This is a genomic window from Bartonella sp. ML70XJBT (assembly GCF_028618425.1).
Lineage (GTDB): Bacteria > Pseudomonadota > Alphaproteobacteria > Rhizobiales > Rhizobiaceae > Bartonella.
Map to the genome: position 1 here is coordinate 1 of NZ_JAQISX010000012.1, position 19,313 is coordinate 19,313.

At 41.9% G+C, this 19,313-nt stretch carries 21 protein-coding genes, 1 tRNA gene and 1 pseudogene; 7 read left to right on the forward strand and 16 right to left on the reverse strand.

Annotated elements, in window-relative coordinates:
* Window positions 1-379: 379 nt before the first annotated feature.
* From PVV65_RS10025 to PVV65_RS05635, 3 genes and pseudogenes are all read right to left on the reverse strand, one after another.
* Window positions 380-737, reverse strand: a pseudogene (locus tag PVV65_RS10025) (hypothetical protein); the annotation flags it as partial.
* Between the two features lie 42 nt (window positions 738-779).
* The gene (gene murA / locus PVV65_RS05630; protein ID WP_273789507.1) at window positions 780-2,075 is read right to left on the reverse strand and encodes a UDP-N-acetylglucosamine 1-carboxyvinyltransferase; all 1,296 of its coding nucleotides are present in this window, start codon (window positions 2,073-2,075) and stop codon (window positions 780-782) included.
* A 161-nt stretch (window positions 2,076-2,236) separates the two neighbouring features.
* The gene (locus PVV65_RS05635; protein WP_273789508.1) at window positions 2,237-2,389 is read right to left on the reverse strand and encodes a hypothetical protein; all 153 of its coding nucleotides are present in this window, start codon (window positions 2,387-2,389) and stop codon (window positions 2,237-2,239) included.
* A gap of 182 nt (window positions 2,390-2,571) precedes the next feature.
* Between PVV65_RS05635 and PVV65_RS05640 the strand changes: the two genes are divergently transcribed.
* Window positions 2,572-2,646: transfer RNA gene (locus tag PVV65_RS05640), tRNA-Thr, on the forward strand.
* Between the two features lie 467 nt (window positions 2,647-3,113).
* Entirely contained in the window at window positions 3,114-3,617 is a 504-nt protein-coding gene (locus PVV65_RS05645; RefSeq protein WP_273789509.1) for a hypothetical protein, read from the forward strand.
* Between the two features lie 776 nt (window positions 3,618-4,393).
* Here PVV65_RS05645 and PVV65_RS05650 read toward each other — a convergent pair.
* The 5 genes from PVV65_RS05650 to PVV65_RS05670 form a co-directional block, all read right to left on the reverse strand.
* The gene (locus PVV65_RS05650; RefSeq protein ID WP_273755733.1) at window positions 4,394-5,149 is read right to left on the reverse strand and encodes a lambda exonuclease family protein; all 756 of its coding nucleotides are present in this window, start codon (window positions 5,147-5,149) and stop codon (window positions 4,394-4,396) included.
* A 646-nt stretch (window positions 5,150-5,795) separates the two neighbouring features.
* Window positions 5,796-5,924, reverse strand: coding sequence for a hypothetical protein (locus PVV65_RS05655; protein ID WP_273789510.1), 129 nt, complete (start codon window positions 5,922-5,924; stop codon window positions 5,796-5,798).
* A 92-nt stretch (window positions 5,925-6,016) separates the two neighbouring features.
* Window positions 6,017-6,205, reverse strand: a complete 189-nt coding sequence (locus PVV65_RS05660) for a hypothetical protein (protein ID WP_273789511.1) — start codon at window positions 6,203-6,205, stop codon at window positions 6,017-6,019.
* Window positions 6,206-6,207: 2 nt separating this feature from the next.
* Window positions 6,208-6,597 carry a hypothetical protein gene (locus PVV65_RS05665; RefSeq protein WP_273789512.1) on the reverse strand — a complete coding sequence of 130 codons (390 nt, stop codon included), beginning with the start codon at window positions 6,595-6,597 and terminating at the stop codon, window positions 6,208-6,210.
* A 313-nt stretch (window positions 6,598-6,910) separates the two neighbouring features.
* The gene (locus tag PVV65_RS05670) at window positions 6,911-7,228 is read right to left on the reverse strand and encodes an XRE family transcriptional regulator (RefSeq protein WP_273755736.1); all 318 of its coding nucleotides are present in this window, start codon (window positions 7,226-7,228) and stop codon (window positions 6,911-6,913) included.
* 409 nt (window positions 7,229-7,637) lie between these two features.
* Here PVV65_RS05670 and PVV65_RS05675 point away from each other — a divergent pair, with 409 nt between their 5' ends.
* Window positions 7,638-8,726 carry a DUF1376 domain-containing protein gene (locus PVV65_RS05675; RefSeq protein ID WP_273789513.1) on the forward strand — a complete coding sequence of 363 codons (1,089 nt, stop codon included), beginning with the start codon at window positions 7,638-7,640 and terminating at the stop codon, window positions 8,724-8,726.
* Here the strand turns inward: PVV65_RS05675 and PVV65_RS05680 are convergent.
* Window positions 8,658-9,062: a hypothetical protein gene (locus PVV65_RS05680; protein ID WP_273789514.1), complete on the reverse strand. Its 405-nt coding sequence runs from the start codon at window positions 9,060-9,062 to the stop codon at window positions 8,658-8,660. The genes PVV65_RS05675 and PVV65_RS05680 overlap by 69 nt on opposite strands.
* A 7-nt stretch (window positions 9,063-9,069) precedes the next feature.
* Between PVV65_RS05680 and PVV65_RS05685 the strand changes: the two genes are divergently transcribed.
* Together PVV65_RS05685 and PVV65_RS05690 are read left to right on the forward strand one after the other, a co-directional pair.
* The gene (locus PVV65_RS05685; protein WP_273789515.1) at window positions 9,070-9,411 is read left to right on the forward strand and encodes a hypothetical protein; all 342 of its coding nucleotides are present in this window, start codon (window positions 9,070-9,072) and stop codon (window positions 9,409-9,411) included.
* A gap of 78 nt (window positions 9,412-9,489) precedes the next feature.
* Complete coding sequence (locus PVV65_RS05690; protein ID WP_273789516.1) at window positions 9,490-11,451, forward strand: bifunctional DNA primase/helicase; 1,962 nt, start codon at window positions 9,490-9,492, stop codon at window positions 11,449-11,451.
* A 6-nt stretch (window positions 11,452-11,457) separates the two neighbouring features.
* Here the strand turns inward: PVV65_RS05690 and PVV65_RS05695 are convergent, their stop codons facing one another.
* The 3 genes from PVV65_RS05695 to PVV65_RS05705 all read right to left on the reverse strand — a co-directional run bounded on the left by PVV65_RS05695 (window position 11,458) and on the right by PVV65_RS05705 (window position 13,207).
* Window positions 11,458-12,150, reverse strand: coding sequence for a hypothetical protein (locus PVV65_RS05695; protein ID WP_273789517.1), 693 nt, complete (start codon window positions 12,148-12,150; stop codon window positions 11,458-11,460).
* 120 nt (window positions 12,151-12,270) lie between these two features.
* Window positions 12,271-12,858, reverse strand: a complete 588-nt coding sequence (locus tag PVV65_RS05700; protein ID WP_273755842.1) for a hypothetical protein — start codon at window positions 12,856-12,858, stop codon at window positions 12,271-12,273.
* A gap of 16 nt (window positions 12,859-12,874) precedes the next feature.
* The gene (locus tag PVV65_RS05705) at window positions 12,875-13,207 is read right to left on the reverse strand and encodes a hypothetical protein (RefSeq protein ID WP_273789518.1); all 333 of its coding nucleotides are present in this window, start codon (window positions 13,205-13,207) and stop codon (window positions 12,875-12,877) included.
* Window positions 13,208-13,231: 24 nt separating this feature from the next.
* On the opposite strand from PVV65_RS05705, the gene PVV65_RS05710 reads away from it, so the two are divergent.
* Window positions 13,232-13,810 (forward strand): hypothetical protein, encoded by a 579-nt coding sequence (locus PVV65_RS05710; protein ID WP_273789519.1) that lies wholly within the window; start codon window positions 13,232-13,234, stop codon window positions 13,808-13,810.
* Window positions 13,811-16,019: 2,209 nt separating this feature from the next.
* Window positions 16,020-16,343: a hypothetical protein gene (locus PVV65_RS05715; RefSeq protein WP_273789520.1), complete on the forward strand. Its 324-nt coding sequence runs from the start codon at window positions 16,020-16,022 to the stop codon at window positions 16,341-16,343.
* 638 nt (window positions 16,344-16,981) lie between these two features.
* On the opposite strand, the gene PVV65_RS05720 is transcribed toward PVV65_RS05715, so the two are convergent.
* From PVV65_RS05720 to PVV65_RS05735, 4 genes are read right to left on the reverse strand one after another with little or no spacing between them, the layout of a single operon-like run.
* Window positions 16,982-17,776 carry a DUF6990 domain-containing protein gene (locus PVV65_RS05720; protein ID WP_273789521.1) on the reverse strand — a complete coding sequence of 265 codons (795 nt, stop codon included), beginning with the start codon at window positions 17,774-17,776 and terminating at the stop codon, window positions 16,982-16,984.
* The gene (locus tag PVV65_RS05725) at window positions 17,731-17,991 is read right to left on the reverse strand and encodes a hypothetical protein (RefSeq protein WP_273789522.1); all 261 of its coding nucleotides are present in this window, start codon (window positions 17,989-17,991) and stop codon (window positions 17,731-17,733) included. The genes PVV65_RS05720 and PVV65_RS05725 overlap by 46 nt, the downstream gene beginning before the upstream one ends.
* Window positions 17,975-18,148, reverse strand: a complete 174-nt coding sequence (locus PVV65_RS05730) for a hypothetical protein (RefSeq protein WP_273789523.1) — start codon at window positions 18,146-18,148, stop codon at window positions 17,975-17,977. The genes PVV65_RS05725 and PVV65_RS05730 overlap by 17 nt, the downstream gene beginning before the upstream one ends.
* A 49-nt stretch (window positions 18,149-18,197) precedes the next feature.
* Window positions 18,198-18,560: a hypothetical protein gene (locus tag PVV65_RS05735; RefSeq protein ID WP_273789524.1), complete on the reverse strand. Its 363-nt coding sequence runs from the start codon at window positions 18,558-18,560 to the stop codon at window positions 18,198-18,200.
* Window positions 18,561-19,313 lie beyond the last annotated feature (753 nt).

Sequence of the window (19,313 nt, forward strand, 5' to 3'; positions counted from 1 at the left end):
TTTCGCTCCACATCGGGATAATTTTTCTTCCAACCTCTAAAAAGCCACGATCAAGATGATAAACACGATTGACGATTGTTTCACCCTTTGCTGCCACTATTAATAAAATAAAGGGGCCGCAATCACCAGAGAGACAAAAAGCCAAGCAAATCAGTTGCCATCACAGGGGCGCCTTGCAACTTTTCATGTTCCTTGCAATTTCTTATGTTCCATGAGTTGCTCTCTCGCCATCGCATTTTATCTGTGCTCTCAAACGGTTGCGTTCTTAGAGGTGCATAAAATGATTTTCGAAAATCATCTCCGTGATATGAGAAATGCCCCGTGTTATGAAGCGCATCCCCCCAAACAATAGACATTCAAGCCCATATCCTTTGAGCAGTCACACCGTTATCCGTTGAACTTTCGCTCCACATCGGGATAATTTTTCTTCCAACCTCTAAAAAGCCACGATCAAGATGATAAACACGATTGACGATTGTTTCACCCTTTGCTGCCACTATTAATAAAATAAAGGGGCCGCAATCACCAGAGAGACAAAAAGCCAAGCAAATCAGTTGCCATCACAGGGGCGCCTTGCAACTTTTCATGTTCCTTGCAATTTCTTATGTTCCATGAGTTGCTCTCTCGCCATCGCATTTTATCTGTGCTCTCAAACGGTTGCGTTCTTAGAGGTGCATAAAATGATTTTCGAAAATCATCTCCGTGATATGAGAAATGCCCCGTGTTATGAAGCGCATACCCCAAACAACAAACATTCAAGCCATATCCTTTGAGCAGGGTCACACCGTTATCCGTTGAATTTTCGCTCCACATCGGGATAATTTTTCTTCCAACCTCTCAAAGCCACGATCAAGATGATAAACACGATTGACGATTGTTTCACCCTTTGCTGCCAATGCCGCAATCACCAGAGAGACAGAAGCACGCAAATCAGTTGCCATCACAGGGGCGCCTTGCAACTTCTCTGTTCCATAGACGGTTGCTCTCTCACCATCGAGTTTTATCTGTGCCCCTAAACGGTTGAGTTCTTGAACATGCATAAAACGATTTTCGAAAATCGTCTCCGTGATATGAGAAATTCCTTCAGCGCGTGTCATCAGCGCCATAAATTGTGCTTGAAGATCGGTTGGAAAAGCCGGATAAGGACCTGTTTTAATATCAACGGGCATAATTTTTGTGTTTTTTGGATTTCGCTTCACGTGAATTCCTTGCGGCTCTATTTGAATCTCAAGCCCTGTTTTTTGCAGAACCTTCAGCACTGTTGTAAGATGATTAGGATTAGCATTTTTAAGAAAGACATCTCCCCCCACTATTGCTACAGCCATTGCATATGTTCCCGCTTCAATTCGATCCGCAATAACGCGTATTCTTGTTCCTTTGAGTTTTTTCACCCCTTCAATGGTAAGCGTTGTTGTACCTTCACCGGTTATTTGAGCCCCCATCGCGTTTAAGGTTCGAATAAGATTTGTGACTTCTGGTTCACAAGCCGCATTCTCAAGAATGGTTGTTCCCTTTGCCATTGAGGCTGCCATCAACAATACATGCGTTCCCCCGACCGTGACTTTAGGAAAACGGTAATGCGCCCCTTTTAATCCCTTTGGGGCTTTTGCATGAACATATCCATTTTCAATGGCAATATGAGCGTCTAAACTTTTCAGCCCTTCGAGAATAAAATCAACAGGTCTTGTTCCAATCGCACATCCTCCAGGAAGCGAAACATAAGCCTCGCAGCATCGAGCAAGCAGCGGTCCAATCACCCAAAAGCTTGCCCGCATTTTTCTCACCAATTCGTAAGATGCGCGTGTTGTGGCTATTTTTTGCGCGCTAAAATGGATTGTTCTTGAATTAACACCATCATCATTAAGCTCTTGTCCATCAACAGCATAGCCTACACCATGATTATTGAGAATACGAATAAGCAACTCAACATCAGCAAGATGCGGAATATTTTCTAGCGTGAGCGTTTCTTCTGTCAACAGTGACGCAATCATAAGAGGCAAAGCAGCATTTTTTGCTCCCGAAATAGGAATTGTCCCTTTAAGTTTTTCTCCACCAACAATTTGAATAGCATCCATCGTATTTTCCCTCTTTTCCTTTGCACCACCCCTTCCAAAGGTTTTTCTCCTTTTGAAAAGTTATGCTTTATTGATCGTTTTTTAAAAACGCCTTCTAACGATGAGAACAAATGATTGAGACGTTTGGTTGCAAAAATGCCTTAAAAAAATTTTTTGGCAATTTAGAGCTCTGATTGCGCTCTTTTTCGACTTTGCTCTTTTCGACGTTTTAAGTTTTGCCGCAACTGCTGCGCCAATCTTTCTTGACGTCGTTTTGCTTTTTCCTCTTGATAATTGATTTCATCGTGCTTTTGTTTTTGATGCATCTGTGTCATTGCACAACCTTTTAAACAGTGTTGAGCTTCTATCCAATCAACTCACGGCTTTTTAAAATATGTTTAAGAATATAAGAATACTCTTGTCATGACATAAGATACGTTTTCTTGCAAGAATATACAAATGTTCTCTTGCCTATTTTCTGACAATATGGCACAAGATAGCGCAATGATTGAAAACGGCTGCGGTAGCTCAGTGGTAGAGCACTCCCTTGGTAAGGGAGAGGTCGAGAGTTCAATCCTCTCTCGCAGCACCATTTTATTCCTCTTGCCCATTAAGTCTTGCCCATTAAGCATCAATCTTTTCCCTTTGAGCCTCCATCGGCTTCATTCCAAGCCTTCTCTCCTTTAGACCATGCGCTTTAATGACTTTAAAATCAACGGTCTACGCGCTTAAATCTCCCAAACACTCTGCAAACCGCTTTTGACATTAACACGCCAAAACACGCCAAGAACAGCGTACATTCCCAATTGCACATCCCCCTCTTTTCTTGCATCTCCCCCTTAGCTTCATGAAAAATCCCCTCTCCAACCAATACCCCCCCGCTTGAGGCCGAGGTTTTAACCAATACCACCCCCTTATTGGAATACGAGATGATCACGATCACCGTTTTCACATAAACACGTTTATGTGCATATTTTTAACACAAAAATGACACAGATTGATCTTTTAAACAGAAATCACTTATAAAAGCACGTTAGCAACAAAAGACGATAAAGCCCCATGTTTAAACCCTTTATTTTATTCGCTATAGCAATAAGCGCTATTTTATTCACGCATCACGCAAAGAGTAACTGTCCAAAAGATGGATTTTTCGTTGGAGGGACTTCTCCGATCAATTGTATTTCAAAAGAATATATAAGACAAAAAATAGAAAAGAAGCGATTGGAAATAGAACAAGAAGAAGAATGGTCAAAGCTTGAAAAATTTTCCGTTACTTCTTGTCCAAGTAAAGAGTTTCCTGTTTATCGTGGTTTTTCTATTATCGCTTGTGTTTTAAGAGAAGAATTAGAGCAAGATCGTTTGAATAGAAATGAGATCAATATCATAGGATTATCTCTGCAATGGTTTATCGTAGGCTTCATCATAACGACGATCATGTCCATTCCAATCAATATCCTTTGGCGTTTTCGCTTTAAGGTTCCAGCCTATTTATTGACCATAATGACAGCCTTGGCGATTATGGCCATACCCTTTATATTCGGTAGTCTCTCACTCCTTTTGTAAAAAAACTTTCTCAAAATATGAAGAACACCGCACATTTTCAAGCATTTTGAACTGTATCTCCCCGCATTGAGATACCATAGCCCAAGCACCACCATTTTCCCAAGCAACACTTCTCACACTCAAGTCTCTGATGCCTCCTTCAACACCCATTTTCAAACTTACCTTTTTATGGAATTTCCCCTAACAACCCTGCACAAGATCCCATTCTTCCCTGTCTTATTTTTGTTTTGCCTCTCAACAGACGCTTTGCGTGTCGCACTCAGCAATCCCACCTCTCATCTTTTCCATTTTCTCCTTCCCCTAGAAATCAAGCAACTGCGCGCCAATCTTTCCCCCTCACGCACCACGCCCACCCTTTTCTCCATCTTAAGCCCCTTGTGCTATCACCCGCCCAAAGCAGCCCCAATGAGCAAAACCAAAACACACACCCACCATGCCCTCTAGTGAAAAAACACTGGAAATCTTCAACTTACCCGTCAAGGATCCATCAACTTACCCGCCATGGGGGGAACCCCTCATTGCCCCTCAAACACACGCAACAAAAGCAGCAAGCCCGCCATCTCCTCTCTCACTTTCCCAACATCTTGCCTCCAAAAGTCCCCACTTGACGTTTTCCCTCTCATCAACCCTGCACAAGATCCCCTTTCTTCCCCCGCCCTACATCCTTAGCTTTACCCACTTGACGCTCCCTTCAAACACCACCATTTTCCCAAGCAACACTTCTCACACTCAAGTCTCTGATGCTTCCTTCAACACCCATTTTCAAACTTACCTTTTTATGGAATTTCCCCTAACAACCCTGCACAAGATCCCATTCTTCCCTGTCTTATTTTTGTTTTGCCTCTCAACAGACGCTTTGTTTTTACGCCCCCCATCCTTTCTTCCACCTCTGCCCTGTCTGTTCTTATTCCAAAGCCTGTCTCAAAACGCTTAATGTGCTGGACCATCTTCTCCAAAGCTTCATTAAAACGATGAATTTCAATTTCAAGCTTTCTAATATAGGCTTCATCACGATAAGCGCGTTTAATTAAAGGGGGCATATCAGGCCAATAGAGCATTAAATCCACCCATTCGCGTTGGGAAATCCATAAGCCTCCTTGACATTGAGCTTTATGTTCTTCTGGAAAATTCTTTTGCGCAAAATGAGGAATTAAAATTTCAGGTTTTTTTGTTTTAATTTCCAACAATCCATTTTTTCCCACAAAAGCATCCGGAGAAAATCCTTGTCTGCGATCATCGGCTAAAACAAAGCCTATGCATTCCGGTTCTGTCTGTGTCAATTTTCCATAAAGCTGCCGTGCGCTTGGTTCTAATTCTGTCCCGCGTCGCTGAGAAAGCGTTGTCCCTTCCTCCACAGTTTTTCCGGTAATTCTTTCTCCTGCCAATTTCATCATTACACTATGATAGCGTGATGTTTTTTGTCCCTGTTTTTTTTCTGCCATGACCATTTCAAACAAAGAAGCTGTAATCAACCCATTGCGCACTTTTTGCCATTCTTCTGTTCCCTGAACACAATCAATGATAATTGGCATGTTTTCCCCCTTTATCTGGTGCTTTTTTTATATATTCTCTTTGAAACATCACTCCCCCCCCACACGCACAACATCCTCTTGTGCTATTTGTAAAGCACAAATAAAGACACAAAAGATGCCTTCTCACCCCATAACAACCCCACAAACGCTTCACACACTCTCCTCTCTCTCCCCTCTCTCCATTCCCCCGTGAAAAAACACTGTAACTCTTCAACTTACCCGTCAAGGATCCATCAACTTACCCGCCGTGGGGGAACTCTCACTACCCCTCAAACACGCGCAACAAAAGCAGCAAGCCCCCCATCTCCTCTCACTTTCCCAACATCTTGCCTGCAAAAGGCTCCCCCACTTGACGTTTTCCCTCTCATCAACCCTACACAAGATTCCCTTCTTCCCCCGTCTCATTCTTGTTTTGCCTCTCAACAGACGCTTGGCGTGTCGCACTCAGCAATCCCGCCTCTCATCTTTTCCATTTCCTCCATCCCGAAAAAATCAAGCAACTGCGCGCCAATCTTTCCCCCTCACGCACCACGCCACCCTTTTCTCTATACCCGGCAAGCCCCTTGCTAGTGCCCCCCCCCCCAACAAGCGCCTTTCCTCAGTTAGCTTTCCCTTCAAACACCACCTCTCTCAAAGCAGCCCCCCCTCAAACAAACGCAACAGCAAAAGCAGCCCCCCTCAAAGCAGCCCCCCTCAAAGCAGCCCCCCTCAAAGCATCTCCCCCCAAAGCATCTCCCCCCCCAAAGCAGCCCCAATGAACAGAACGAAAACACACACCCCATGCCCTCTAGTGAAAAAACACTGGAGGTCTTCAACTTACCCGTCCATTTATCCACGATCAGCGATGAGGAGCTTTTTTTCATGCTGCTATTGCACGACAGAAAAATCATGGTGGCAATATTCATCTGCTAAGTTTTTTGCCATAGACAGCGCGACCTCTTGTGATATGAAAAGAACAGCATTGTGTTTTTGTGGCTCGAGTCTGATTAAATTTTTAGTCTTTCCAGCATAATAAAGTGGAAAGCCTTGATAAGACGTTTTGAGATAACTTGGCATGATTACCACCAATAATCTGACAAGACATCACAAGGGCGTAAACGATGCTGTTTTTCATAAGAGCCATAGAGATTATCTTCATAATCGCTTATCACTCTTTCATTTAAACATGCATGATAGGCTTCACTATTCAAAATGAAGGGCTGTAAATGTGTATTTTCTTCATTTATTTCATAATTTTCGACATAACAATCAGCGATTTGTTCGGTCACATCTTCAGCATGATTTGTTGTAAGATCAAATCGTAAAACTTTATAAACAGTTTCAGATTCTTCAATGAGTTCGAGCACTTCTTCGATTTCTTCGATAGGTCCTTCATAGCTATCAGGCTTTTCATCTTCACAAAGAATGATAACAATTTCATCCTCTTTAATGAATGGAATATTTTTCATGATTTTCCCCCTTTAGATAGTTGATAAAGCAGAGCTTCATCTTGACAAGATCAAATATAGCGTTAGTCTTATATCCTCTATAGGAGAGATGTCAAGCATTTTATCCTTCATAAAAGATATATTTTAAGTCTTTGCGGGGTTCAAATGACATATATAAATAAAGATCTATTATTCCTGTTTCCCCTCATGTTCTTTTTTTGTTCGCTATTTGTTCTCACTTAATTGCAACGATAAACACACAGGAGAGATAAAATGAGTGATATAATATTAATAGAATACTGGAGTCGTCTTGATTCAAAAGCACAAAAAGAGATTATTTTGGCGCTTCGTCAACGGGTCGCCGCAAAAGAGTTAAAATCGCCTGTCTCTCTTCAGAAGAAAGCTTTGAAATAAGCTCTATAAATTCTTTATCTTCAGGGCTAGCCCCTTTTCCGTAAAGAATATAATTCATACTGATATCAATTTCGTGACAAATTCGCGAGAGAGATTCGATTGTTGGCTCTTTTCCTTCCGAAAGGATAGAATGAAGGTATCCCGCGCCTTTACCGGCAGCGAGAGAGATGGACCTTTTTGACCGTCCACTTTTTTCCAAAGCGGTCCTTAATCTTTTACGCCAACCATCGATATTCATAATTTCACCATATAGCGCGTCTTTTTAAAAAAACACGTCCTTTTTATAAAATGGGCTTGCAATATCCTCCAAAAAGGATAAAATTAAGGAAACAAATTTTATTTTTTAGGGGGGAATAAAAAATCATTTTTTGCTCATAAAAATACTTTAACCGCACCACGAGAGACAAAAGACCACTTCCAAAAACTGATTCATTGAGAAGTGTTGTCCTTTTTATTTTTTCCATCATTGTAATCTCAAGTTTTAATTAAGTTTTCATGCCCTTCAAGCGCATCCACTCATTGATAAATATCATAAAGAAATCTCTTAATCGTTATTGAGCAGAGCCAAAGGCAACACAAGCTAAATTTCTGTTTGCGCTTTTATCGTCAATAAAACTGTATAAAAAAAGAAGAAAGTAGATTGCCATATGAAACACGTTGATCAACAAGAAACTCCTCACTATGAATCGTCTAAGCTTCCATATGTTTGTTGGTACCAAAATGACTTTCTAGGAGGTGTTCGTGGCATGCGCGCACACGAGATTGGAATTTATACGATTCTTCTCAATGAAATGTATGCACGTGGTCGTCCCCTAGAAATATCGGAAGAACGTTTAGCGCGTCTTTGCGGTTGTGACAAGCGAACTTTTGTTAATGTTTTAGGAATGTTGATTCGAGAGGGTAAGGTTTTAAATTTAGCCAATGGCTTATGGAACCAGCGTTGCGACAATGTTTTTCAAGAGCGTGAAAAATTGCTTGAACAAAAATCCTTTGCGGGTCGTTCTTCGGCAAAAAAGCGTAAGAAAATCAATGCTGAGATTCAACAACTGCTTAACGAGCGCACAAAAGATGATCAACAAAGCTTAGAAGCTCAAAAGGCAGAAGAAAAGGAAACACCTATCGGTGTTTTTGAAAAGAATAGGGTATTTGATGAGAAAGAATCTGTCCTTTCGAGCGAAGAGAGCCTTGAACAAAGTGCACCATCTCTCACTTTGGCTTTTTCCTCCTCACTAGTCGACACCTCACCGGCACAAACAAAGCATGAAAGCGGCGCCGCCACCACTTCCCAAGCAGAAGCGCAAGAAGCCCCTCTCAGAGCAATTATTCCACCAAAAAACACAAAAAACGCCGCCAATCTTGTGTCGTTGAGCTCCTCAACATCGCCTTCCTCACCTTGTTCCAACAAAAAAACCACCCCCTCCAGCATCATCAAAGGACACCGTCTTCCTGAAACTTGGCAAGCAGATATCAAGGCAGCCGTTTTAGAAGGTTTAAGTGAGAGCCAAGCCCATTGGCAAGCCAAGAAATTTCGCGACTATTGGCAAGCCAAGAGCGGCAAAGAAGCTCTCAAAGCAGATTGGCAAGCCACATGGCGCAACTGGTTTCGCCGTGAGATCGAACGGTTAGAACTGCAAAAACAGGAAAAACAGGAAAAACAGGAAAGCGCCTCACCACGCATCTCTGAGAGCAACGATAACCTTTACCGCAGTTTGATCAACTATACCGATAATTGTTGATATCACACGCCGAACCATTTTCTCAAACAAGCAAACGCGGGGGCACAAATGTTTCAAAACCATAAACAAAATCTCATCAGAAAAAACAACTCTGAACACACCCCCCACCCAAACAACACGCGAAGCAGCCACCATAAAACGCATCACTATCCCCCACACAGTTCTCATCATAACAGCCCATGCCCCACACGCCTCATCTTTTTCACGCAAAGGAACACAACACCCGCAAACCGCTCCACCTTCTCTTCCACACGCACCCTCAAAGCCCACAGCCTCAACCCAAAGCCTCACCCCAAAGCACCACGCTCCCCTTGCTCCATCACCCCCTTGCACCATCCCCTTTATGCAAGAACGCCGCTTGCCATACAAGCAAACAGAACGCAGCCATTTCAAAAAACTCAAACAAAGAGCAAACCCCCGCAAACCGCCCCACCTTCTCTTTCACACGCACCCTCAAAGCCCACCGCCTCAACCCACAGCACCATCCCACCCTTGCACCACCCCCTTTATGCAAAAGCTCCGCTTGCTATACAAGCAAACAGAAAGCAAGCAAACACAGAGCAATGCAGCCATTCTAGAAGATTTAAGCGAGAGCCAAACCCATTGGCAAGCCACGAAGTTTCACAATGACGAGCAAACCAAAAACCGTAAAAAAAACCTCAAAGCAAATTGGCAAGCACCATAGCGCTATGAATTTCGCCACGAGATTGTATGGCAAGAACAGCACAATAGAATCCCAAAACGCATAAGATCACGCATAACCATGAGCACAATTTTTGAAATCAAACAAAAACTTATCGCCCAAGCTGATCAGATAGCAGAAATGCTTCTTCCCCAAGGGTATAAACGTGGCAACCATTGGATTGTTGGCAACACACGCGGTGAGCCTGGTCAAAGTTTATCGATTTGTTTAAACGGCACTAAAGCAGGCCTTTGGTATGATTTTGCAGAAGGTATCGGAGGCGATATTTTAGACCTTTGGTGTGAAGTCAAAGGCATTAATCTCTCTCAAGCACTCGAAGAAGCACGCGCAACTCTCAATCTCACACGCCCCCAACCCTTTATGGTTCCTCAACGTTCCTATCGACGTCCACCGGTTCCCAAAGGGCATCCCCCCAAAAATCGTGTCAAAACCTATCTCCACAAAGAACGCCATATTCCTCTAGAGGTTATCAAGCGCTACCGCATAGGAGAAGAGGGAGAAAAAATTATTTTCCCCTTTTATAAGCCCGATGGCACCCTTGCTTTAGTCAAAGAACGACTTGCTCAAGCAGGCGCCAAAACAAAACCCACAACAGCCCAATGTGAACCGATTTTATTTGGTTGGCAAGCCCTTTACCCTACAGACCACACACCCCCCCCAAAGCCCACGCCCACACCCCACAGCGCCACGCAGTCCTCTCAACCCACACCCCACACCACCACGCACACCCCTGAACCGGCCGCCTCAACCCACAGTACTCCGCAGATACCTCAGCATGCCTCCATAGACCCTGCGTTATTTCCCATGCTTTCTTCAACAAACCGGACAATTGTCATCACAGAAGGGGAAATTGATGCGCTATCGCTTGCCGCCTATGGCTATCCGGCGGTCTCTGTCCCCTTTGGCGGTGGAAGAGGAGGCAAGCACAATTGGATTGAAAATGAATTTGATCATTTAGAAGCGTTTGAAACTATTTTTTTAGCCACCGATATGGACCAGCCCGGAGAAGAAGCCGCCCGTGAAATTGCCAGCAGGCTTGGACGTCACCGTTGCTACCGTGTGCACTTACCCCATAAAGATGCCAATGAGTGTTTAACCGCAAAAGTTGATGCGGCCACGATAAAAGCGGCTTTTACTTCTGCCAAAAGCTTTGCCCCCGAAGGTTTACGGCGCGCCTTAGACTATAAAGATCAAGTGATTGGGCTTTTTTGGCCAGAGCCTGAAAAACATCTTGGCTATACGGTTCCCTATCCTAAACTTAAAGATAAATTGCATTTTCGCCCTGGAGAATTAACACTGTGGAGTGGAGCGAGTGGTGCAGGTAAAAGCCAATTGTTATCCGACTGTATTCCCCACTGGATTGCGCAAAACAGTCGCCTTTGCTTAGCCTCGCTAGAAATGAAAGGAGAACAATCGCTTCGGCGTTTAACCAAACAAACGGGCGGCTTAGAAAAGCCTACAAAAGAGACCATTGAACGCATTTTACATTTTTTAGACGATGGGCTTATTCTTTATGAACATGTTGGCAAATCAAGTGTCGACACCTTGCTTGATGTCTTTGACTATTGTCGTGCGCGCTATGGGTGCGATCAATTTATTATCGACAGTCTCATGCGCCTTGGCATTGTCTGTGATGATTATGCAGGACAAGAACAAGCGGTTTATAAAATGGTTGATTGGGCTATTTTAAACAATGTACATATTCATCTTGTCGCCCACGCCCGCAAAGGAGGACTGGATAAAGATATCCCCGGAACAGAAGATATTAAAGGCGCCTCAGAAATTGGAGCGAATGCCTTTAATATCATCACCATTTGGCGTAATCGGTCTTTAGAAGACAAAATTTTTGCCGCCTCGCTAGCGCAAGAAAAAGCCGATTTAACCAAACGCCCCGGTGTCATTATGAATATTGCCAAACAACGTTCTGGCGATTTTGAAGGCAAAGTAGGGCTTTGGTTTGACCCCCAAACCTACCGCTATCGCTGTTCTTTTGAACAATCTTCTCCCCGACGTTATCTTTAATGCCCCTTAAAAACCCACTTTTTTAAAAAAACTCCCAACATCACGACGCGCAGACTTCACTCCCTGATAAATCAAAAGAAAGAGACTTATTCTCATAATGGACGATACATCCTGATTCGAGAACCAAAGCCAACTCCACCCCAAACGCTCTGCTCCCAGAAAAGCAAAGGAAAGGACAAGAACCCAAATACAGATAAACAGCAAATAATTCAAAACATACAACACCCTCTGCACCAGAGTATCGCTCTGCGCGCGTATAAAGAACCACAAGAGCAATTTCCACAAGAGTGCCAAGACCAACACCTTCAAGAACAGCCCTCTGGTGCTATTCATAACGCCGACGCCCACCACAAAAAGCCACAAGATAACCCCTATCATGCCACAAAAGAGGATCAACTTCACAAACCTAACCCAAGCCACAGGCAGACTTTTTACGCTGAGATGCATCACACCAAGGACAGCGGTAAAAATGCAAGAAAATACCGCCCCTTTCAACAATAACGCCTCGCTCACAGGGACACTTCTAACACCTGCACAAATAAAACCAAGATAAAGAGCCATCAAGCCATACAAGACCACCCATCTCCAAAAAAGCAGCCAGCCTCTCACCCCGCGGCGCGCAGCTGCCTTATGAAGAAAAACCAAGCCAACAGCCAAAATGCAGACCAATAACAGTAAAAATAACCCCTCAAGTAGCATCAACGCACTCTCTCATCAAATCGCACAAAAAAAAACGTTCACAATGCACCCCTCTCTCTCCAAGAGGCGAAATCCAAGGACAACAATTTCACCCATATCCTATTCACCCCCATATCCTATTCACCATTGCCGAAAACACGACTCTATACAAACAAGCCCCAACATTTTCTCCTTGTCACACAGAAATACTTGGGCCGCCACAAGAGCACAGACGAGGCAAAGGAGGACAATGCAGCCAATTGCCATTCTTTTCCAGAACAAGGCTTTAGGCACAACCGAACTCTCCCCTCCCATATAAAGAAAATCAAACCAAGTTATACCAAAGCGTTTTGCCCCTCGATCAATAAGTGCCAAAACAAGTCCAAGAACAAGACACCAAAGGACGTCAAACACCCACCTATTGGAGAACCAAAGCCAGGTCATGCCCAAATGCTCCGCTTGCTCATAAATAAAATGAGTGACAGCAACAAAAATGAAGCCAAACAACAGCATCTTGAAGAACAAAACCTTATCTACACCACGCCGCTGCAGTATTTCATACCCCACCATAAGGAGAATGCCGGGAATACCATAAAATGCCACAGCCCGTAAAAATACGCCCCACGTCATCCCCAACGCCTTCATTTCCCCATAAACAGCCCAAAAGACAGCAATCAAAATGCCAAAAAACACCAGTCTCTTCAAAGACAAAAACCTGCGCAACGCCATGGCCGCCCCCATCAAATTATTCGCTCATCAAGCCATTCAAGGAAAATTTACCATGCAACAAAACACCCCTCTTTTCAAGAGGCAAAATCCATGGCGCGCTCCCCCCCACAGCACAACAATCCAAGCCATCCCCAAGACCGCATACGCACCACGCACATCCCCCCAACAGCTCACCATGCCTGCCACACTTAAAAAAACACGCGCGCTTTACCAAAACCCTTATACGCAACACACCCGCCCGCCCCATGTCTTCTTCTAAGCCCCCCCTCTCTTTTCCCCAAAACAGACCCCCCTCTTTTCCCAAAACAGACAATGGATAGGCAATATTTTTTAAAAAAACGAGAATCAAACGACTTTATTCTAAGGAGATGAGATGACCCATCAAGATAAGAGAAAAAACACACACCCTCTTGAGCTTCACGAGAAAGAAAAACAGAAAGAAAAACACATGGGGCATTTAAAGACGCAAGAAATCGCCCTTGAAACGAGCAATCCTTATTTTCAGTCTACTCATCCAGAAAGTTCCAGCAACCCGCGCACGATCAAAGTTCTTGTCAATGCACACAGCCGTCCCATTGCGCTTTTATATGCAAAAGGCCATATCAGTAAGGCACAATATAAAGCCGCAGAACGTTTTTATTTTTACTGGCGTTACAGTCAAGCCGATCTCCACATGAGCCTTGACTACACCCGTGAAAAAGTTTCCTCTAGCCAAGGCTATACCCACCCCATTGAACAGCAAATAGAAGCCTCCAATCATTTAAAAACCATCAAAGGACAACTAGGTATTCTTGGCTATTCACTGCTTGAACGGGTTATTGGTTATGGACAAGCGATCAAAGAATTAAGCCCTTCAAAACGCAAACAAAACTCCCTTGCCGATCATTTACGCGATTGTTTAGACTTACTTGCCTTTCATTGGGGTTATGCAAACCATAAACATTCGGAATAATCCCGCCCATCCCCCCAACAGCTCTCACCATCCCCAATTTTAAAAAAACACGCGCGCTTCACAAAACCCTCATACGCAACACGCCCGCCCTTAAAACAAACAAAGCCCCCTCCCCACACCAACCCATCCCGCAAACCTACAACACCAGCCTACTGCACCAGCCTACCACACCAACCTACTGCACCGATCTATCGCCATGGGGGGTCTTTTGTTGTTTTTTTATTGAAGAATAAATATGGTTTCATATGTCATAACATCTTTAAAGATTTAAGCTGAAAATGAATTACAAAATAAACATTCAATGGAAAAGAAGTATTCATGATGTTTTAAGGCATAAAAAGCAAAGTTTTCTTTTTTGTAAAAAGTATTTTTATATTGCTCTCTTTTTGATTTTCTGTTAGCTATAGAAAAGTAAGTTTTCTAAATTTATTCTTTTTTGATATTTTTACGACCCAATGTTGGAAATCTTCTTAATTCTTGCCTTCTGTTTAAAGCAGAGGGCTTTTTTATGGCTGCATCGTCTTAAAAACCCTCTTAAACTTTGTACTTTTCTTCCATAAGGTCTCCCTGCAAAAAAGAATATTCTTTTTTCCAATCAACTTAAAAATTCCCCCTCAAAGGACAAAATTTTTCCTCAAAAGAATTTTCTCAAAAGACAAAGAATTTATCAAAAGACCAAGAGTTTAAGAGAGAAGCTATTTTACAACATACGCTGTTTTATGACGCAACAGAATCACGAATGTTTTTCTTTATCGTTAAAATATCAATAGGGGATTTTATCCGGGCAACGGATTGATGAATTATAGTTTTCAGCTCTTCATCTTAGAAATTTTAGCCTAAAAGAGCCAATTCTCATGAGACTTCCTTATCTTTTAACACGGGCTTTTCCTCTTTATCTTAAAATTCATCAACCCCCTTAAAATTCATCAAACCCCCTTAAAATTCATCAAACCATCGACTCATTACAAGCAAAAGAGCCCGTATAAAATAAAACACGTCAAAGATTTAAGGGATCACAAAAATTGACTCAATTTATTATGTCCTATGATTAAAGGACCATTCTTTAAAGCCGATATGAATAAAGCTATTAAAATCAATGAAATATTAATCAAATCCATTGGTGCAATCAAAAGCCGAATTAAGGACAAATGCCTCATAAATTTTGTGCGATCTAATAAAATCAAGAAAAAGACAAAAAAATAGCACAAAAATATCTTAATTCTCATAGAGATCTCAATACTCGTTACACTAACCTTCATTAGTGAGTCTTACTCTATAACCCTCTCAAATATTGAGGAGACAAAGAAAATATTTATAAAATACACAAACCGCTAGAGATAAAGTAAATCTCTTGGGCTTTCTCTGTTTTTATGAGATATGCCTTCCCCTATGGATGCACTCTTTGATGCAAGATAGAGTGCACCCATCCCCCATCGGATACATGCCTAACCCTCATGGCATATATCCAAGTCTTATAAAGGATGCACTCTAGCCCTCAAAAGAGTGCATCCTTCCCCTCAAGGGATATATGCCTAACCCTCACGGCATATATCCAAGTCTTAGTAAAGGATGCACTCTAGACCTCAAAAGAGTGCATCCTTCCCCTCAAGGGATATATGCCTAACCCTCACGGCATATATCCAAGTCTCATAAAGGATGCACTCCGCCTTCAAAAAGAGTGCATCCTTCCCCTCAAGGGATATATGCCTAACCCTCATGGCATATATCCAAGTCTCATAAAGGATGCACTCCGCCTTCAAAAGAGTGCATCCTTCCCCTCAAGGGATATATGCCTAACCCTCATGGCATATATCCAAGTCTCATAAAGGATGCACTCTAGCCTTAAAAAAGAGTGTATCCTTCCCTTTACGGGTTTGACTCAATTTTCATCACGTCTCATTTTAATTTTAATGAACCCTCATTTTATAAATCTTTGGTCAATGGTACAAAAAGAACTTTTACAGCAATTCTTTTGCCACCCATCTTACGGGATTCCACTTCCGGACAAAGCTTTCGAGTTTTTTTAAAATATCCGTAAAATAGAATCACAAAGAATTTTGTTTAGCTAATTAAGGGTAAATTTTGTCAAAATATAGACAAAGTTTATTCTTTTTTATGACTTTTGTATTTTTACTATAGTCATTTAAAGTGAATTTATATATGATACGTATCGATATTTATTTCTATAAATAAATATAGGAGAAAAACTATGAATATCAGATATTTTTTTATAGCGGGGGCAATTACAAGCGGTTTAGCTCTTGCGATTCAAAAGTCTGATCGTATAGTCAATCAAGCGCCCTCTCCTATTGTTGCTCCTTATACTGTTAAAAAGACACATTTACATCTTTTTACACAAGTAATGAGCCCATTGGATACATTGAATATACTGAGAACAGCGAATAGAACTGCATCAGAACAAGCATCAATAGATGATATCTATGAAAAAGGAAAAAGTTTATTAAATGCCATTGCTAGTTTTTTAGTCTCAATATTGATATATTTTATGCAAATGGTTTCTGCAAAAGTATAAGATAAAAAAGTTCTTAAAATAAAGTTTTATACATTTTGTATATAACATAAAATGAAATAAAAGCCCTTTTTTAAAAGGGCTTTTATTTTAATTTGTATTGTATTTCTATGGACCCAAAAATTGTATTTCTATGGACCCAAAATCAGCTGCTCAAAAACAGCACTTGATTTAATTATTCCTCCTTTTGAAGGGTTCTCAGGCTCTAGCCCTTAAGCTCTAGAGCTCATACGACTTTAGTCAAAGATAAACCATAATTTTGCCGTTTTACAGTCAATTCTTCTCATTTTCAAGAAAATGCGCGTGGGCAGTGTGGCTTGCGAAAATTCACTTTTCAGCCTCAATAAACAAAGCACCATATCCCTTAGATTTCATACCCATATTCCCACACGGGAAACAACAGTGTTTTACGCAGTCAATAATGATGTTTTTTTCACTTAAGCTTAAATATTTTCTCATCTTTAGCGTGCTTTTTCTCACATAATGAAGCTCCTTTTCTTAAAAAACAAAAAAGAGACAAATTTACCAGCCCTTATATTTATTTGATGTACAAGCATCTCAATCATGATGCTTGGCTTCTTTCACCAAGTATGTTTGTGCTTTAAAATAAGAGGGATTTTTAAAAAAACACGTTAAGGAAACTAATCAATTTTTATATCCATAAATGCAGGCTCACCATCTTTGATATAAGTAATATCAGGAGCATGTTTGACTCCCTCAGCTTCTACGACGAGAGGTTCATCACTCACAACATATCCTTGTTCCTTTAATTCTTGTTTTTTCTCCTCGACTATTTTTTGATGAAAATCTCGTTTTTTATTGCACGCATTCGGATCTCTCATTCTGAAAAGTTGATAATCTTCCACGTCTATGGCGCAGAGTTTTGCCACCCGTTCCAGCAAATCGTAACTAAAATTTCCTACCCTTTTCACCTCTTGAGCCATCACCATTGCGCGTTCCAGATGGATTTTTTCAATGGTTTCATCAAAGCCAAGCTTATCCCCTCGCGAAAAACTTGCATCATAAGCACCTAAAGTCTCCACATCCCCCAGCAAGGCAAGAGCAGCAAGATGCAATAGCGCATAAGGAGCCAGCTCTGCTTCAACGGTTGACCATACTAAAGAGTCTCTTTCCCAAGGTGGAATACGATATTGAGAGCAAAGCATTTCATGCAAAGAATCCTCTTCCATGATCCATGCTAAAGTTTTATCAAGTTCTTTCTTTAAACGCTGCGCACTTACTTTTTCTTCAAAAATTTCCAATCCATTGGGGACAAAATTCATAAATACCGTTGGCAAAACCCCAGAATTAAGAGGATTAATGGTATAACAAGCCGCCGCAAAAATACCGCTCATCACGAGAAGTCCGCGATCAAAGGGTGAAAATTCTTCTATGTGTTTCTCATTATAGAGAAACTGCACTTCGCGATCAGGCAAAAAGAGCGCAAAAAGAGCATTGCCACATGATCACCTTTTCTCATCAATTCTACAGACCACCCCAAGCTTTTTAACAGCGCTGTTGCACTTTCCATGGTGAGAATTTCATCATCATCGATCAAGAACTCTTTTCCCTCTTGTTCCAAACGCCTCTCCAGCACCACAGCTTCGTCTTTCCAAAACTGCTGTGTTGCCAGATCATTTTCTTTCAGCACGCGTTCCAGCGCGCCTTTCACTTTGAAATTCATTTTCATCCGTTTGAAGACAGAGATATAAAAAGCCAAAACCAGCATGATATATGACCATGAAAACAACAATCATCACCCAGAACTCGGGATCCAAGAGACGTACGACGATAGGATTACTGTTCATTTTTCCCTCTCATTCTTGGCTAAAGCCCCCTTTTATTCTTTGCTAAAGCCTATGCGAGAGAGAGTTTATGAGCTCTCGTACACAAGAATGCTTCTTCTAATTTTTGAATATTTTCTTGCAATTGCCCCGTCACGCTGCGACGAATCCGGAACATCACCGGAATAAAAAGAATGGCACAGCCCATAATGAAGTTCGTCGCCTTAAAGATTACGAGATGCACCGTATATTGCCACCCTGTCAGCTGCCAATTTAAGACATCTGGTGTTTCTAGAATCATTCTCCAAAGGATAATGAGAACAGCAAGAGCGAAGATAACTTTATAATCCTTTGGTGAGAGCAACGCTTGCTGGAACGCAAAAGAATGGGTACTTTTATGCGTTTCTTTCTCTGATTTCCAATTTTGCTCTTTCATTTATTCCCTCTCACTCTTTAACAAAGCCCCCCTCTCATTCTTTGCTAAAGCCTATGCGAGAGAGAGTTTATGAGCTCTCATACACAAGAGCGCTTCTTCTCATTTCTGGATTTTTTTGCAACTGAGGCATGCAGGTAAAATCCAGACTCAAAAAAAGAGCACAGGCGGTTCATGGCTTGCCTCATGTATAAAATCATAAAAAATAATAATATAAAAATAATAATATTTGTGGGATCTTTCCCCGCTTTCCTTCCTCAAACAGTGAAGATTTTCAACCCGCGCCAATCTTTAAAAACACATAAGTTCCAATCCGCGCTTTTTCTTTCCCCAAAAGCTCCCCTTTTGTCAAGAAAATTTCCGAGCTCTCACGCTATAAAATTCATCTCAAAACCTCTATAAACAAGGCGCTGAAGAATAGGGAACCAGCCCTTAAAGACCGCAATCGCCTACCCAAAACGGCTCTTTTACCGATCCTCTCCACTCAAATGATGAAATAAGCCCAAAGCTTCCATTCTAAGCTCCACACACACCTCTCACCCCACGCGGTCTTTAATCCCACACAGCCCTTACTCCCACACAGCCCTTACTCTAATGACCGTCGACAATTTGCGCTTTTTTCCCAAAAAATGCCATTCACCCTCCCCATTCCTTTAGAGCAATGTTGTATGGCCGCCCCTTAAGCCCCAAAACTTCAAAGGCAAAATGTTATCGAGAGCACCCCCCATCAATCTTCAATTTCTCAGCATTTTCTCA